Annotated in this window: 10 protein-coding genes and 1 pseudogene; all 11 read left to right on the forward strand. The window is 42.6% G+C overall.

Annotation, left to right across the window (positions count from 1 at the left end; all coding sequences use genetic code 11):
- Positions 1-252 precede the first annotated feature (252 nt).
- Positions 253-1182, forward strand: coding sequence for a hypothetical protein (locus DXA07_RS12495; protein WP_021944012.1), 930 nt, complete (start codon positions 253-255; stop codon positions 1180-1182).
- 99 nt (positions 1183-1281) lie between these two features.
- A complete protein-coding gene (locus tag DXA07_RS12500; protein WP_117808562.1) occupies positions 1282-3771 on the forward strand; it encodes a PAS domain-containing protein in 2490 nt (829 codons plus the stop codon).
- Between the two features lie 24 nt (positions 3772-3795).
- Positions 3796-4788, forward strand: coding sequence for a rod shape-determining protein MreB (gene mreB / locus DXA07_RS12505; RefSeq protein ID WP_021944010.1), 993 nt, complete (start codon positions 3796-3798; stop codon positions 4786-4788).
- 15 nt (positions 4789-4803) lie between these two features.
- Positions 4804-5457: a helix-hairpin-helix domain-containing protein gene (locus DXA07_RS14175; protein WP_347475360.1), complete on the forward strand. Its 654-nt coding sequence runs from the start codon at positions 4804-4806 to the stop codon at positions 5455-5457.
- On the forward strand, positions 5439-7052 hold the full coding sequence (locus DXA07_RS12510) for an AAA family ATPase (protein ID WP_347475359.1): 1614 nt from the start codon (positions 5439-5441) through the stop codon (positions 7050-7052). The genes DXA07_RS14175 and DXA07_RS12510 overlap by 19 nt, the downstream gene beginning before the upstream one ends.
- 81 nt (positions 7053-7133) lie before the next feature.
- A complete protein-coding gene (locus DXA07_RS12515) occupies positions 7134-7856 on the forward strand; it encodes a ComF family protein (protein ID WP_118484828.1) in 723 nt (240 codons plus the stop codon).
- 330 nt (positions 7857-8186) lie between these two features.
- Positions 8187-8834 (forward strand): annotated as a pseudogene (hisA, locus tag DXA07_RS12520) (phosphoribosylformimino-5-aminoimidazole carboxamide ribotide isomerase); the annotation flags it as partial.
- Positions 8835-8957: 123 nt separating this feature from the next.
- Positions 8958-11267 (forward strand): glycoside hydrolase family 9 protein, encoded by a 2310-nt coding sequence (locus DXA07_RS12525; protein WP_117808565.1) that lies wholly within the window; start codon positions 8958-8960, stop codon positions 11265-11267.
- A 76-nt stretch (positions 11268-11343) separates the two neighbouring features.
- Positions 11344-14535, forward strand: a complete 3192-nt coding sequence (locus tag DXA07_RS12530; RefSeq protein ID WP_118484830.1) for a GtrA family protein — start codon at positions 11344-11346, stop codon at positions 14533-14535.
- 301 nt (positions 14536-14836) lie between these two features.
- Positions 14837-16588, forward strand: coding sequence for an ATP-binding protein (locus DXA07_RS12535; protein WP_117808567.1), 1752 nt, complete (start codon positions 14837-14839; stop codon positions 16586-16588).
- A 20-nt stretch (positions 16589-16608) separates the two neighbouring features.
- Positions 16609-17082: hypothetical protein (locus DXA07_RS12540; protein WP_118484831.1), on the forward strand; the 474-nt coding region annotated here is incomplete at its 3' end.

Genomic DNA, 17082 nt, shown 5'->3' on the forward strand with positions numbered 1-17082 from the left:
TCCTAACAGTTCGGTTTGATTTCCTTGTCCAATATAGCACAAAATATGTGCTTTGTAACTAAATTAAGAAAAAATAATTGTGCAAAACTATAAGGGTGTGTTATAATCATTTCAATTAGTGCTTACAGAAAATGAGCATCTGTACTGGAATGCATAAGTATAACACACAGAAATAGACGACGATGGCAGGCGCAATGATCGCCCTGACGACAGGAAGATGCTTAAATAATAGATTATTTTGGAGGGATCATCGTGGCAAAAGACAATAATTTTGATGAGGAAGAAGTAAAGACAGAAGCATCATTTAAGACAGTAACATTTGGTGGATATGATAAGAATTCAGTTGATTATTATATTGAAGAGTTAAAGGCTGATCATGAAAAGGAAGTCAATGAGTTAAAGGCAAATGTAAACAAGCTCAGCGAAGCCGTATTAAGCCTTAAGACTATGAGAGAAGTAAATCTGACAGAGTCAAATAAGACAATTGATGGCTTAAAAGCAAAGAATGCAGAATATGAAAGCGAGATTGAATCTCTGAAGGAGCAGGTAAACGCTTATAAGCAGAAGGAATTCGAATCCGCAGGAAGATATGAATCCATTTCAAGAACACTCTTAGAGGCAAGAGAGAGCGCAGATGCGCTGATCGCCCAGACGAATAAAGAGTGTGAGGCACAGCATGCAGAGATGACTGCAAAGTGTGAAGCAATGGAGAAGGATACAACCGATCGTTGCAATGCACTTGAGACAGAGACAAATGCAAAGTGTAAGCAGATGTATGATGAGACGGAAGCAACTTGCGCAAGTCTGAAGGAACAGGCTTACAACGACAGCGAGCGTACAAGAAATAAAGCACATGAAGCTGCAGAAGCTTTAAGTGCAAAGACAGATTATGAGTGCAGAACCCAGAAGGAAAATGCACAGAAGGAAGCAGAAGCTATTACAAACAAAGCGACCAGCGAAGCATACGTTCTCAGAAAGAATGTAAAGAAGGAATGTGATGCAGTCAGCAAATATATGGGAGAACTTCTGGCTGCCTTAGATGGTGTTGTAGATGCATGTTGTGTAACAAAGGATATTGCAGATAAGGCATTTACAGGTCTGAAGAGTGAAGCAACTTCAATGGTGTCATCCGAGGATGATAAAGAAGCTGCCGGAACGGAAGACGACAAAACAGAGGAATAATATTAACAGCGATATTTAGCATACATGAAACTTTTCTATGGCTGACATGGAAAAGTTTTATGTGTCTATGGGGTTACATAAGAGAAAAGAGGGATACATTTGGAGATAGGCAAAATCAGCAATTATTCAGATTTTCTGAGCCATATTGAATATCCCGCAGTTGTATTCTGCGAGGATGGAGAAGTTTTAAGTATCAATAATGCGGCAGTAAAACTGGTCGGCAACCAGATCGATTCGATCACGATGGAGCCGGATAAGTTTATGTCCAGTGATGAGTTCTGGCCAATTTTAAATGAGAAGAAAACGATTATCTGGCATCGGCTTCTGCTGAATATAAATAAGAAAAAAAGACTGGTTGTAAGTGGATTTGTCAATCAGTTTGAATATAACGGGAAAAAGGCATATATGGTACTGTTTGAACTGCGCTCCGATGTAGCAATCGGAAGTATGAGTCTGGAACGTATCATTAACCATGCGGGCATTCTGGCACTGTATCTCTACAAGCCGGACAGCAGATGGCAGACTCGTTATGTAACAAAGAATATAACGGAATTCGGATATAAAGAAGGTGACTTTTACAGTGGAGCAGTAGGGATTCGCGATATTATAGTTAAGAATGACTATGATATTCTGATCGGGAATCTCTATAAGGCGGAGAATACAGGACATACGGATTTTGAGATGAAGGTACGTTTTGTATCGGCAGAGAGTGCAATCACTACTATGATGCTGAACTGTCACATCGTAAAGTCGCCGGATGGATGTGCTGATGGCATTGAATTATTATTTGTAAAAGAAAAAAAGCATTCCTATGATGGGGAAAAAGGTGAATATATATTATCTGTTATGAACAAGATCAAGAGTCTTGTGATGGTAAAATCCATTAGCAGAGGACACAGCACATTGAAATACATTACACCGAATGCCAGATTACTTGGAATGAATGTGGATGCACTTATGGCGGGAAATAAACTGACAGAAGACTATATTCATCCACAGGATCGCGCAAGAGTTATTCAGAATGCGAAGAATGTGTTAAAGAGTGGTGGATCCGATTATGAGGACGAGTATCGTATCGTAGATGATTATGGAAATGTCAGATGGGTTCGTTCCCAGAACAGTATCACACAGGCAGGGGATTCTTCTTATACGATTGAGTTCTTTATAACAGATATTACAGAAAACAAGAAGCTGCAGAACAGTGTAGAGGAGGCTAAGAAAGAGTATGAAGACAAGCTTTCTTACATTATGAACACGACTGTAGATGAGAATGAATATACGAGCGAGAGTATCGATAAAGACAAATGGAACAGTATTGTAAAAGCATTTGCAAGCTTAAGCGGGCTATATTCAACGGTTGTATCTCCGGCGGGAGATCAGCTTGTAGAACCGGCAGGACCGTCTCTGCATATGGGAAGCTTTTATGATCTTTTTGAAAAACCTCAGTATAAGAGTATCATTGTGAAGTTAAATGAGGTGATCCTTCAGAACAATGTTCCGGTCATTATGGAGATGGATGACGGTATAGATGGAAGTATTATCTGCGGAGCCCCGATTAAGATTGGAGAGAAACACATTGCAACCTGGATCCTGTGCGGATATGATACAGCAGATGTTACAAAGATGAAGAAGGTCTATAAGATCCAGTGGAATATGTGCAATATCTTCTCAGAATATGCATATAATGACAAGGTCCTGTCCAAAGAAGCAGAACGGAGCAAATCTGTTGAGATGTTGTTAGAAGAGAAGATCCAGAGACAGAAGATTCTGACAGAAGCACTCAGTTCCATGGACAGTGATGATAATAAGACAATCAGCAATATTTTGGAAAGAACCAGTGATTATCTGGGAATCGATGTTATGGCGATCTATTCCCTGAACGAAGATCAAGAGTATATGTGCAGTCATATCTGGTCAAGAGAAAAGAACATGTCTGCAGAAGAATATGTGGAAGAATGGCAGCGGGGCAAGAAATTCTTTGCACACAGCAAGGAACGTTCTTACGACTGCATTGTAGCAGATAAGAACCATAACTTTAAGAACTTCCAGAGCAATATGGAGCAGATCGGTGTAACGAGTTTTGTCGCACTCAGCATAGAGATCAATAATATCATCAGCGGTTGTATTGTTATGGCGAACAATCATACAGATAAGATATGGTCAGAGGATGATATTGAATTTTCGAAGGATATTCGAAACGTCATTCAGGGTATCCTTGCCAGAATAGAGGGTGATGGCAACATTCGAATGGTAAATAAGCTTCTGGTAGATACATATAACCATATCAAGATCGGCATCTTTATCCGTGATGAAGAGACCGGAGAGGTATTGTTCTCCAATCAGCCGTTAAACGATATGCTTGGATATGATTTTACAGGAAAAGATAGTAAGACACTGATCCGTGATCTGAATGATACATTTAAAGGTGTATCAACGGTGCAGAAGCCATTTCTGACCGAACGGAAAGAAGTGAGCTGGAGAAGTTATATCAGACAGTTCGATAAGATCATGGATTTATCCGAAGTCAGCATGAAATGGCTTGACGGAAGAAAGGCATCTCTTGTAATATTAAGGGATGTACAGGATTAACAGTAACCAGAAAGGGGACCAATCATGGCAAGTTCAGATATCGGTATAGATTTAGGTACCGCCAGTATATTGGTATATGTAAAAGGCAAGGGCGTTGTATTAAAAGAGCCGTCCGTAGTTGCCTATGACAGAGATACAAATAAAATAGTAGCGATCGGTGAAGAAGCCAGACTGATGCTTGGAAGAACACCGGGAAATATCGTAGCGATCCGCCCACTTCGTCAGGGTGTTATATCAGACTACACAATAACAGAAAAGATGTTAAAGTATTTTGTCCAGAAAGCAGTGGGAAGAAGTTACTTTGGAAGACGTCCACGTATCAGTGTATGTGTGCCTTCGCAGGTAACGGAGGTGGAGAAGAAAGCAGTAGAAGATGCAACTTATGCAGCAGGTGCAAGAGATGTATCGATTATAGAAGAACCGGTGGCAGCAGCAATCGGCGCAGGAATTGATATCTACAGACCATGTGGTAATATGATCGTCGATATCGGTGGCGGAACTTCAGATATTGCCGTTATTTCCCTTGGCGGCCCGGTTGTAAGTGCTTCCATTAAGGTTGCCGGAGATGATTTTGATGAAGCAATCGTGCGTTTTATGAGAAAGAAGCACAATCTTCTGATCGGTGAGAGAACCGCAGAGGAGATTAAGATCAAGATCGGAACCTGTTTCAGAAGACCAGAGAACATCACACTGGATATCCGTGGCAGGAATCTGGTAACCGGACTTCCAAAGACAGTAACAGTAACATCAGATGAGACAGAAGAAGCGCTGCGTGAGCCTGCATCCCAGATCTGTGAAGCCGTTCATTCCGTTCTGGAACGGACACCTCCTGAGCTGGCAGCAGACATTGCAGACAGAGGTATCGTATTGACCGGTGGTGGAGCATTGCTCCATGGACTGGAAGAGCTTCTGGAAGAAAAGACAGGAATTACAACCATGACTGCAGAAGATCCACTTCGTGCAGTTGCTATCGGAACAGGAAAATATATCGAATTACTCAACAGTAAGACAGAGTAACGCAGGAGACTTGTTGTGATAAAAGAAGGTTATGTTGAAAAAGTTATCTATAAAAATGACGACAATGGCTACGCCGTTTTCACTGTAGAAGGTGAAGACGGCGAAGACATTTTTGTCGGAACCCTTCACGGTATCAGTGAAGGAATCTACATATCTGCAGAAGGGGAATATGTCAATCATCCCCAGTATGATCTCCAATTCAAATTTACATCCTATGAAATCAAGATGCCGGACGATATGGTAAGTGTAGAACGATATCTGGGTTCTGGTATCATTAAAGGTGTCGGTGAGGCACTTGCAAAACGTATCGTAAAGAAATTTAAGATGGATTCTCTGCGTATCATTGAAGAAGAGCCGGAACGACTGGCAGAGGTCAAGGGTATCTCGGAGCGGAAAGCAAGAGAGATCGCAGTCTCTTATAATGAAAAGAAAGAGATGCAGGATGCGATCATTTTTCTGACCGGATATGGAATATCGATCAATCTGGCAGTGAAGATCTTCAATGAATACGGTCAGGAGATGTATAAAATCATCCGGTCAAATCCATATAAGATCGCTGAGGATATCAGTGGTGTCGGTTTTAAGACGGCGGATGAGATCGCTGAACGAATGGGGATCAGCAGTGATTCGGATTTTCGTATCAGGCAGCATTGTTATATACATTGTTAAATGCGAGCCAGCTTGGGCATATGTATCTTCCGAAGCAGATGCTGGTGGCAAAGACGTATTCACTTCTGGTGGATGACAATGTGCCATATAATGAAGAACTGGAAAATGAGATCGGAAGCCAGATTATAGAGCTTCAGATGGCAGGCAAGGCGATCGTAAAGGAGCTTGACGGAGCTGTAATTGCGGTCTATGCTGCGGCAAATTATTATATTGAGCTGAATTCAGCAAGAATATTGTCAGATATCGATCTGGATTTCACATCAGAGGATCGTCCACTGGATAAGATGCTTGCACAGATCGAGGAAGTAGAGAAGATTACACTGGAAGAAAAGCAGAAACTTGCGATCAAGAATGCAGTCAATAACGGCGTGGCAGTGATCACAGGTGGACCGGGTACGGGTAAAACAACAACGATCAATGCCATGATCAAGATGTTTGAGAAATTGAATCTGGAACTGTTGCTTGCAGCACCGACCGGACGCGCGGCAAAGAGGATCACCGAGGCAACCGGATATACGGCACAGACGATCCACCGGCTTCTGGAACTGTCCGGTGGCGGGATTGATGAAGAAGGAAACAGTTCCACCTATACATTTGCAAGAAATTCAAACAATCCGTTAGAAGCGGATGTAATTATCATAGATGAGATGTCGATGGTAGACAGCAGCCTGTTTTACAGTTTACTGCAGGCGATCATGCCGGGAACCAGACTGGTGCTGGTAGGGGATTCCAACCAGCTTCCATCTGTCGGACCGGGAAATGTATTAAAGGACATCATTCGTTCGGAAGTATTTTCCGTAACAGTGTTGGATAAGATATTCCGACAGGGCGAGAACAGTGACATTATCACGAACGCCCATCTGATCAATGCGGGAAAACAGCTTGCGATCAATAATAAAAGCCGGGATTTCTTCTACATACCAAGACAGGGATCACAGGATATTATCGCAGAATTGAAACATCTGATCTTAGACAGTCTGCCTGGGTTCTTCCAGGTCGATCCGATGAACATTCAGGTGCTTACTCCGATGCGGAAGTATGAGCTGGGTGTTGAGAATCTGAATAAACGGCTGCAGGAGATCCTGAACCCACCGAACAGAAGCATACCGGAGAAAGAGAAAAATGACGTTGTATTCCGTAAGGGCGACAAGGTCATGCAGATCAAGAACAATTACAAGCTGGAATGGAAGATCATGGATGCAAAAGGACGCTTCGTGAAGGAAGAGGGGGTAGGTGTATTCAATGGGGATGTCGGTTTTGTAAAAGAGATTGATGAGTTTGATCAGAAGATTGTTGTCGAATATGATGATGGAAGACTGGTAGATTACCTTTACTCCCAGCTTGATGAACTGGAACATGCATATGCTATCACAATACACAAATCACAGGGAAGTGAGTATCCGGTCGTGGTGATTCCGCTTCTTACAGGTCCGGCAAAGCTGCTGAACAGGAATCTGCTCTATACGGCAGTTACAAGGGCAAGAAAGGGTGTTGTGATCGTAGGCAATATAGGTCTGGTTAAGACGATGATTGATAATATCGACGAACAGAAGCGGTATACGACATTTGCAGAACGACTGGTAGAACTGGCATAAATCAGGAGAGGGATAATTTCCGAATGCATTGAATGTGCGAAGCACATGATATAACAGGAAAAGCAATAAAGGGGGCTATATATGCAGATACAGAACAAATGGAACCGGGCAATGATAGATCTGGTATTTCCAAGACGATGCCCGATCTGTGATGAGGTTATGCCGTATGGTGCAAAAGGAATCTGCGGAAAACATGAGTTGCTGCCATATGTGACAGAACCCACATGTATGAAATGTGGAAAAAGTCTGGATGACGAGGAGTTGGAATACTGTGCAGACTGCAGGACGCATACCCGGAGCTTTGAACGGGCATATCCGGTCTTCCGGTATGTGGAACCGGTCGCATCCAGTGTGCTCGCGATCAAATATCACAATAAACGGGAATATGTGGAATATTATGGAAGTCTTGTTGCAGAACGGATCCGGAAAGCGGGACTTGCAGAACGGCTGCAGATCATTTTGCCCGTACCGGTTCACAGAAGTAAATTACGGAAACGGGGATATAATCAGGCGGAGCTGTTGGCAGATGTGGTAGGACGGAGACTGGATATTTCGGTAGATAACGGACATCTGCTCCGTGTGTCGGATACGACACCACAGAAGGAATTATCACCGCTTGAACGTGCAAATAATATAAAACAGGCATTAGAGGTCCGGGCACTTCCGGCGGAATGGAAGACGGTCTTATTAATAGATGATATTTATACGACAGGTGCGACAGTGCAGGCATGTACGGAAGCATTACAGGAGGCTGGCGTGGAACAGGTCTATGTCGGAGTGATATGTATAGGAGAAGGTCGATGAGCTTGCATCGGCCTTTTCTATTTGTGTAAGTTATGAGTCATGATCTGAGTCTGCATGAGATGGACAACTGCCGCAGGTTTTTATATGACACTTGGATTATAGAAGGTTCTGTGTTAGAATAAACAATGTCTGCGGACACTTTGTATTTGCAGACATTGTAACGATATAAAAATGAAAAAAGGCATATTGCCTGGGAGAAAATATGAAATTTCGTCCATGCATCGATATACATAATGGAAAAGTGAAACAGATCGTTGGCAGCAGCTTCAGGATGAAGGAAATGCTGCAAAAGAGAATTTTGTATCTGAGTACGATGGCGCAGCATTTGCCCGGATGTATAAGGATGCGGGTATACAGGGTGGACATATTATCCTGTTGAATCCGGCGGGAAGCGAGTATTATGAGGAGGATTGCTATCAGGCAGAGCTGGCACTTACGGAATATCCGGGAGGCTTGCAGATCGGTGGCGGTATCAATGCGGAAAATGCCGGACGGTTTCTTGACATGGGGGCATCCCATGTGATTGTTACATCGTATGTATTTAAAAATGGAGAGATCAACTATGACAATCTGGAAGCCATCCGACGGGCAGTTGGCAAGAATCATCTGGTACTGGATCTGAGCTGCAGACGATGCGAGGATGGTTATTATATTGTGACAGATCGCTGGCAGAAGTTCACAAAGGTAAAAATGACGGAAGGAACACTGGATATGCTTGCCGGTTACTGCGATGAATATTTGATCCATGCGGTGGATGTGGAAGGTAAGGCGTCCGGAATCGAGACACATATTGCCGAGCTGCTTGGAAACTGGGGCAGGATCCCTGTGACCTATGCAGGCGGGATCGCGTCCTTTGAGGATCTGGATAAACTGAAGCTGCTTGGCAGAAACCGGGTTGATTTTACAATCGGAAGCGCACTTGATATCTTTGGCGGACATATGCGGTATCAGGATGTCGTGCGATATCCGGAGCAGTAAGAGCTGGCTAATTGTTATGGTATAAAAGTGAAAGACATATGGAGCCGGGAGGCGACGTGTTATAAATATATGTACAGTTGAGAAGGTATCGTACATAAAGAAAATATGGAGGGATAATAAAACATGAGAAAAATGAAAAAAGTTGCTGTTCTTTGTCTGACTGCGGCGATGACCATGTCACTGCTTGCAGGCTGCAGTGGTACAAAGAAAGATGCAGATGGAACGACCGCTGAGACGACAGAGGTTACGACGGAAGCCGAGTCCACTGAGGAAGAAGAAACGACAACGGAGAAGGCAACCGAAGAGGAAACAGAGGAGCCAACAACAGAGGCACTGGGTGTTTCAGATGGTGATAAAGTCATCAATATCAATTTTGATGATAAGGATACGGATGGTTTCCACACCTATACGAATGGTGGAAATGAAGAAATGACCAATGAGGATGGAGAGCTTCACATCAACATCAAAAAGACAGGAAGTGCGGATTATGCAAACCAGATCTATTACGATGGCTTTCGTCTGTATCAGGGATGCGTTTATGAATATTCCTTTGATGTAAGATGCGACATTGAGCGTACGATCGAATGGAGATTACAGATCAATGGCGGAGATTATCATGCATATACCAGTGATGTGATCACGATCGGACCGGAGACGCAGCACATTACAGCACAGTTTACGATGGAAGAGGATTCCGATCCTGCACCTCGTCTTTGCTTTAATATGGGAAAGCAGGAAGGTATGACCGGAGACGAAGCAGAGCATAATATTTATTTTGATAATATCTTATTAGAGGCAGTTGATGCTTCCGGCGCACAGCAGGTAGAAGCAACACCGGATCCTATGGCTATCAATGTGAACCAGGTTGGTTATCTGACCGGCGATTCCAAGGTTGCTACTGTGATCGAAAAAAATGCAAAGTCATTTGAAGTAATAGATGTAACATCAAACAAGTCCGTATATTCAGCAGATCTGCCGGAAGAAGCTACCTACGATCCACCATCAGAGATGTTCTGCAAGCAGGCAGATTTCTCATCCGTAAAGGATGCAGGAACCTATAAGATCAAGACAGATGATGGAGAAGAATCCGCAGAGTTCAAGATCGGTGATGATATCTATGGTGACCTGTATAAGGATGTTGTACTGATGCTGTATAACCAGCGTTGTGGAGTAGAACTTGACAGCAGCATTGCAGGCGAATTTGCACATCCTGCCTGCCATACAGGAGAAGCGGTTGTATACGGGACTGATAAGAAGATCGATGTGACAGGCGGCTGGCATGATGCCGGAGATTATGGCCGTTATGTTGTATCCGGTGCCAAGACGGTACAGGATCTGTTTATGACATACGAGGATAATGAATACAAGGCAGATGATATTGGTATTCCGGAAAGCGGAAACGGTGTTCCGGATATCTTAGATGAAGCAAGATATGAACTGGACTGGATGCTTAAAATGCAGGATGACAATGGTGGTGTATATCACAAGGTAACCTGTGATGTATTTCCTGAGACGGTTATGCCGGAGAAAGAAACAGCACAGTTGATCGCATGTCCGATCTCAAATACAGCCACCGGAGATTTTACAGCTGTTATGGCAAAGGCGTCTGTTCTATATAAAGAATACGATGCAGATTTTGCAGCAAAATGTCTGGAAGCATCAAAGAAAGCATACGAATATCTGAGTGGCAACATGGATGCGCACGGATTCTCCAATCCGGATGATATTGTAACCGGTGAATATCCGGATACCATTTTCCGTGATGAAGCAATCTGGGCAGCAGTAGAATTGTATGCAGCAACCGGAGATGATTCCTATAAGAAAGCAGCCGATGCGATCATTGAGGGCGACGATATTGTAAACTACGGACTTGGATGGGCAGATGTCGGATATTATGCCCTGTACGATTATATTAAGTATGACGGCGGTTCAGCTAAGGCAAACGAACTGTTCTTCAATGAAGTAGATAAGACGGTAGAACAGATCAAAGACAATGGTTTTGGCGTATGGGTATCACCAACTAAGACATTTGCATGGGGAAGTAATATGAACATTGCAAATAAGGGAATGTTACTTCTGATGGCAAACAAGCTGAAGCCAGATGCAGACTATGTAAAATATGCTTCCTATCAGAGAGATTACCTGCTTGGAAGGAATGCAGTCGGCTATTGTTATGTAACAGGCTTTGGTACAAGAACTCCGCTTCATCCACACCACAGACCATCTCAGGTATTAGATGTAGCAATGCCGGGTATGTTAGTTGGCGGAGCAGACAGTAATCTGGAAGATCCATATGCGAAGGCTGTTCTTCTGGGCAAAGCACCGGAGAGCCGCTATGCAGACAATGCACAGTCATTTTCCTGTAATGAGATAACAATCTACTGGAATTCTCCATTGATCTATCTGCTGTCAGGTCTGGGTAATACAAAATAAAAAAGAATACACACACATGAACATGCAGCCGGCAGGGGTATCTGTTCGGCTGCACTGATATAAGAGAGTTATAGTTATGGACACAATAAAGAAGTTATTAAAAAAAGAGATTGTAAGATATGTAATAGCGGGTGTAGCCACGACAGTTGTAAATATTGTTTCATTTTATCTTCTGCGGATGTTCACCGGCTTATCCAGAAGCGGAGCGAATGTCATAGCGATATCGCTGGCGATCCTGTTTGCATTTTTTGCAAATAAGTTTTTTGTATTTACGGAGAGTAGTAAGAAGGATGCCGTGACTTTAAGCCGGGAATTTATATCCTTTGTCGGAACCAGGCTTCTTGCCATGCTGGTCGAAGTAGTTGGAACGAATCTGTTATGTGATTCCTTCCGCTGTAATGAATTCTTATCCAAGATCATTATTCAGTTCTTTGTAGTTGTGATCAATTATGTATTTGGCAAATGTTTCGTCTTTAAGAAAAAAAAGCCGTCTATACGGTTGTTTATGAAGAAAAACTATATTATTCTTCTTGCCGGACTGCTTCCGGCTTGTTTCCTGCTGGGAGTATGGATAGCAGAAAAGATCGGACCATTTGGCGGGAACAGTCTGACCATGGTGGACAGCCTGCATCAGTACCTTCCGTTTTTTTCTGATTATTATGATAAGCTTCAAAATGAAGGAAGTCTGTTTTATACCTGGGATATCGGTCTTGGAAGCAATATGCTGTCGATCATTGCCTATTATATTGCCTGCCCGATCAATTTCCTTGTGGTATTGTTCAAGCAGGAGCATATCTATATTGTGATGAGCTTGTTTATCGGAATCAAGATCATTTTATCCGGTATGTCATTTGCTTATTATATGCGGGAAAAATGTAAGGAACAGGGGAAATATCAGGCAGTGATTCTGATCTTTTCAACGGCATATGCATTAAGCAATTATATTATCGGTTATTCCTGGAACTTAATGTGGATGGATTGCATCCTGATCCTTCCGCTTATTATGGCGGGCTTTGAACGGATGACAGAAACCGGGAATTATAAGTTATATGTGCTGTCCCTGTTCTATGGATTGATGTGTAATTATTATATTTGTTTCATGATCTGTATTTTCCTCGTTATGGAATTCCTGCTGACCAATCATAAGAGCATAAAGAAATTCTTTACGGATGGTTTCCGTTTAGCGGGCTGTTCCTTATTGGCGGCCGGAATGGCAGCATTTCTTCTGATCCCGGCGTACCTTGGACTGAATACAACCGCTTCGGCAAATCGTGTATTTCCGAAAGCAGAATGGTATGGAAGCATCTGGGATCAGATCAAACAGCTTTTTTATCTGACAAAGCCAATCAAGAACCAGCAATTTGACGGCGGGCTGAATATATACTGTGGAACGATCTGTTTTGTTCTGCTGTTTGTATATCTGCTGAACCGTAGGATCAAGTTGTGGGATAAGGTTAAAAATGTGATCATACTTGTAGTTATATTTGCAAGTTTTAACAACCAGCTTTTGAATTATATCTGGCATGGCTTCCATGATCAGTATGGAATCCCGAATCGTTTTTCATTTCTGTTCATTTTCCTGCTGCTTGCCATGTGCTGTGAAGTGCTGATGAAGCTTCAGAAGAAGGATATCCTGTCAGTTATGCTTGGAATTGCCTGTGGATATGCATTCCTGATCCTGGCGACAAAGAAGTGTACACTGGAAAAGGAAACCTTGTTATGGACAGAGATCTTTATAACAGCATACGCAGTATGCATGGTCGGCTTCACATTGACGAAGGGTATGTGGAAACGGATCATATCCTATGTGCTTCTGATTGTCTGTCTGGTTGAGACAACGATCAATGGAATTAAGGGATATGACAGCAATGGTTATGTAGATATCAGTCAGTATTTTGGTCTGGAATCGGAGATCCGGAATGCAATTGATTATCTGGACTGCAAGGATAAGCCATACCGGGTAGAGATGATGAATACAAAGATCGTAGACGAACCGACCTTTTATAATCTGAAAAGCGTCTGTCTGTTTGGCTCGACAGTATCTGCAGATCTGGTTGATATGATGCATGATCTGGGATATTACACAGGAGCAAATGAGTTTCTGTTTGATGGTGGAAATACAGTATCCAATTCCCTGCTTGGTATAAAATATCTGCTTCAGAGGGATGGCGAGTATAATTATTTTGATGTGAATTATGTAAATGAGGTGGATGGTATACGGTTATACGAGAATCCGTATGCATTGAGCCTTGGTTATATGGTCAATAATGATCTGTTGGATTATGATGGCGATATCGGAAATATGTTTGAGACGCTGAACCAGTTTGTGAAGCTGTCTACCGGTGTGCCGGGAGTATTCTCTGAATTATATCCGGAGGTATCCACATACAGTGATAACTGTGAGGTAACGCGTCAGGGAGATCTGAGTGAGTATTATTCATACAAGCGTACCGATAGCAGCACCTGTAACTTCCAGTTGAGCTTTGATATTACGGATGAGACGAATGATATTTATATCATGGCGAATTGCTCCGGTATCAACAAGGTTCGTATCTATATTGACAATGAAGAGAAGAATTATGAAAGACTTCAGAATCAGACCTATCATGTCGGACATCTGGTAAAGGGACAGAAGGTAACGGTTGAGTATTGTTTCCGCGATACCCAGGCAAATACAGGAACTGCCCGGCTGATCGTTGCAGATATGAACTGGGAATCCTTCCTTCAGGCATATGATATCCTGCAGAGCCAGCAGCTTCTTGTCGGAAAGATGGAAGATGGATATGTGAAGGGTTATATTACGATCTCATATCCGGGACTGCTGTTCACATCGATCCCATATGATGCCGGATGGACAGCATATGTCGATGGCGAAAAATATGAGATTGACAAGGTTGGAAATGCATTTATTGCATTGAAGCTTGCTGCGGGTGATCATGTGATCGAATTCAAATATTTTCCACCTGGTCTGAAACTTGGACTGATCCTTACCTTTGCATGCTGGCTGCTGTTTGGCTTCCTGTGTGGAAGAAGACAGCTTCAGAACCGGAACGCGGAGAAAACATCAGGCAGGAGAAAACGCAGAACACAGAGTGCCGGCATAAATGAAACGGAGTCGGATGCAACAAGTGATCTGCCAGAACCGGACGACCGGAGCCTGTCAGTAGATGAAGCGGTGGAGCAGACAGAACCGGAGACTTTAGATGATGATTATTATAAGCATGTAGATGAGATCTTGAAGGATGTATTTGATAACGATCCAAAATAAAAAACAGGCATTATAACCATAATGCGTACGCTTTTGTGAGCCGGGAATTGACAGATGTATAACATATATAAAAAACAGGGCATATGGAACCTTGAAATTTGTTTATATCTGCCAGATTCCTGGAGATAGTGTAATCAGTGCATTAGTGATATCTAGTAAAAAATATCAAAAAAGGCCTATAGATTTTATGAAAAATCTATAGGTTTTTTTATCATCTCGTTGACCTTAACATTCATTTATAATATAATAACATGTGGAGTCAAAGTATTAGATTCAAAAAAGTAGAAATAGAGGTGCATCAATGGAGAAAATTAAGGAGTTGGGTTGGAAACCGGTCGCAGCAGCCGGTGCGGTACTTGGTCTTCTGGCAGGTATCTTAGGTGTTGCAGGTGTAGGAGTGGGTGCTCTGATCGTTGGAATACTTGCTGCAGTTGTAACATTTGGAGGAGTATTCATCATCTGTGGTGACGGTACGAGTGGAAGTGGCGGAAAGGGAGATAAATATAAAAAGTTATTTATGAACCTGCCGATCGGTTTTGCACAGGCAAAGATCATAGATGATCCTGTAAATGGTGTCAGTTATCAGATCGTAGATGCAAACGAGATCTTTGGTGAGTATTTCAAGCTGGATGTCAGTGATTACACCGGCAAGAACCTGAAAGAAAGCAAGATCGAGGTCCTTCAGGATATCAATGCCTGGTTTACGGCATATAATAACTCCGGAACAAAAGAAGGAGATCTGATGGATGTTGAGATCACAATGGAATCTCTTCAGAAGGTATTTAACACCGTAATGTATAAGTCAGAAGCAGATTACATTAACATGGTGGTTATTGATATCACAGATCAGAAAGATACAGAGAACAAATTGTCCAAGGCAATTGTTGATGCGAATGCAGCCTATAAGACACAGGCTGAGTTCCTTGCAAATATGAGCCATGAGATCCGTACACCTATCAATGGTATTCTGGGTATGCTCCAGCTTACACTGATGGCTGATGATCTTCAGGCAGATTACAGAGATAACCTTGTAACAGCAAAGAACTGTGCGGATACACTGCTCCGACTGATCAATGATATCCTTGATATCAGTAAGCTGGAAGCAGGAAAGTACAAGATCAAAGAAGAAACATTTGATATCAAACAGGCGATCGAGGAGACGGTTGCTGCTCAGGTACCACTTGCAAATAATAAGGGGTTACAGCTCGACTGTTCATTTGGAAACAATATTCCAAAGCTGGTAAAGGGCGATGGACAGAGAATTCAGCAGGTATTAAACTGCCTGTTATCAAACGCGATCAAGTTTACGTCAGAGGGAAGTGTACGTGTTAAGATCGCATCCATGGATATGGAAGGGGAAAATAAGGTTAAGATCCGTATGGCAGTTGCAGATACCGGTATTGGTATTTCAGAGGCTAACATGAGCAAGCTGTTTATCCGTTTCAGCCAGGTTGATTCTTCTGATACAAGAAGATATGGTGGATCCGGCCTTGGCCTTGTAATCACAAAGCAGATCGTTGAACTGATGGGTGGCAACATTCAGGTTCAGAGTAAGGAAGACATTGGTTCTACGTTCATCGTAGAAGTACCTATGAAGGTTGTAAAGGCATCGGATGATGCATCAGTAGAGATTGAGCAGGAAGAAGAACCGGCTGTATTTTCAATCAATGCACACAGCAAGGCAAGAATCCTTGTAGCTGAGGATGAACCGGTTAATCAGCAGGTAATCGGTAAGTTACTTGGTATGGCAGGCTTCTCTTACGATATTGCAGAGAATGGTCAGAAAGCAGTTGAACTCTTCAAGCAGAAGATTTACGATGCAGCGTTATTTGATGTACAGATGCCTGTTATGGATGGTATCGCAGCTACACAGGAGATCCGTGAGATCGAGCAGAAAGAGAAGAGAAAGAGACTTCCAATTATCGCAGTAACAGCAAGAGCCATGTTTGGTGATAAGGAACGTATTCTTGAGAATAAACTGGATGATTACATAGCAAAACCATATAATCTGAACGATGTTGTTGAGACATTGAACAAATATATTGATGATTAACATAAGGAGGTCATTTGACAATGGCAGGTAATTTTTTTCAGAATGCATTTGAAAAGACAAAGTCATTAGCTAATCAGGCAGTTGACAGCACAAAGTGTGCTGCACAGAAGACAAAGATAAAAGGCAAGATCTCATCTGAGAATTCCAATCTTGACAGAATCTATACAGAGATCGGAAGATATTATTACAACCTGAACAAGGAAGAAGCACCGGAGGAGATCAAGCATCTGTTTGACAGTGCTGCAAAGGGATTAGAGAATATTGCAGCTCTGGAGAAGGAATACAGAGAAGTAGAAGAACAGGAACACCGTATCATGAACAGTGGCAATCAGTATCAGCAGACACCACCACAGGGTATGTATAATCCGCAGATGAACGGAATGCCACCACAGGGTATGTACAATCCACAGATGAATGGAATGCCACCACAAGGCTACAATCCACAGATGAACGGAACTGCCGCCACAGGGCATGGCACCGCAGATGAACGGAAT

Source organism: Clostridium sp. AM54-37XD (assembly GCF_003478225.1).
Lineage (GTDB): Bacteria > Bacillota > Clostridia > Lachnospirales > Lachnospiraceae > Coprococcus > Coprococcus ammoniilyticus.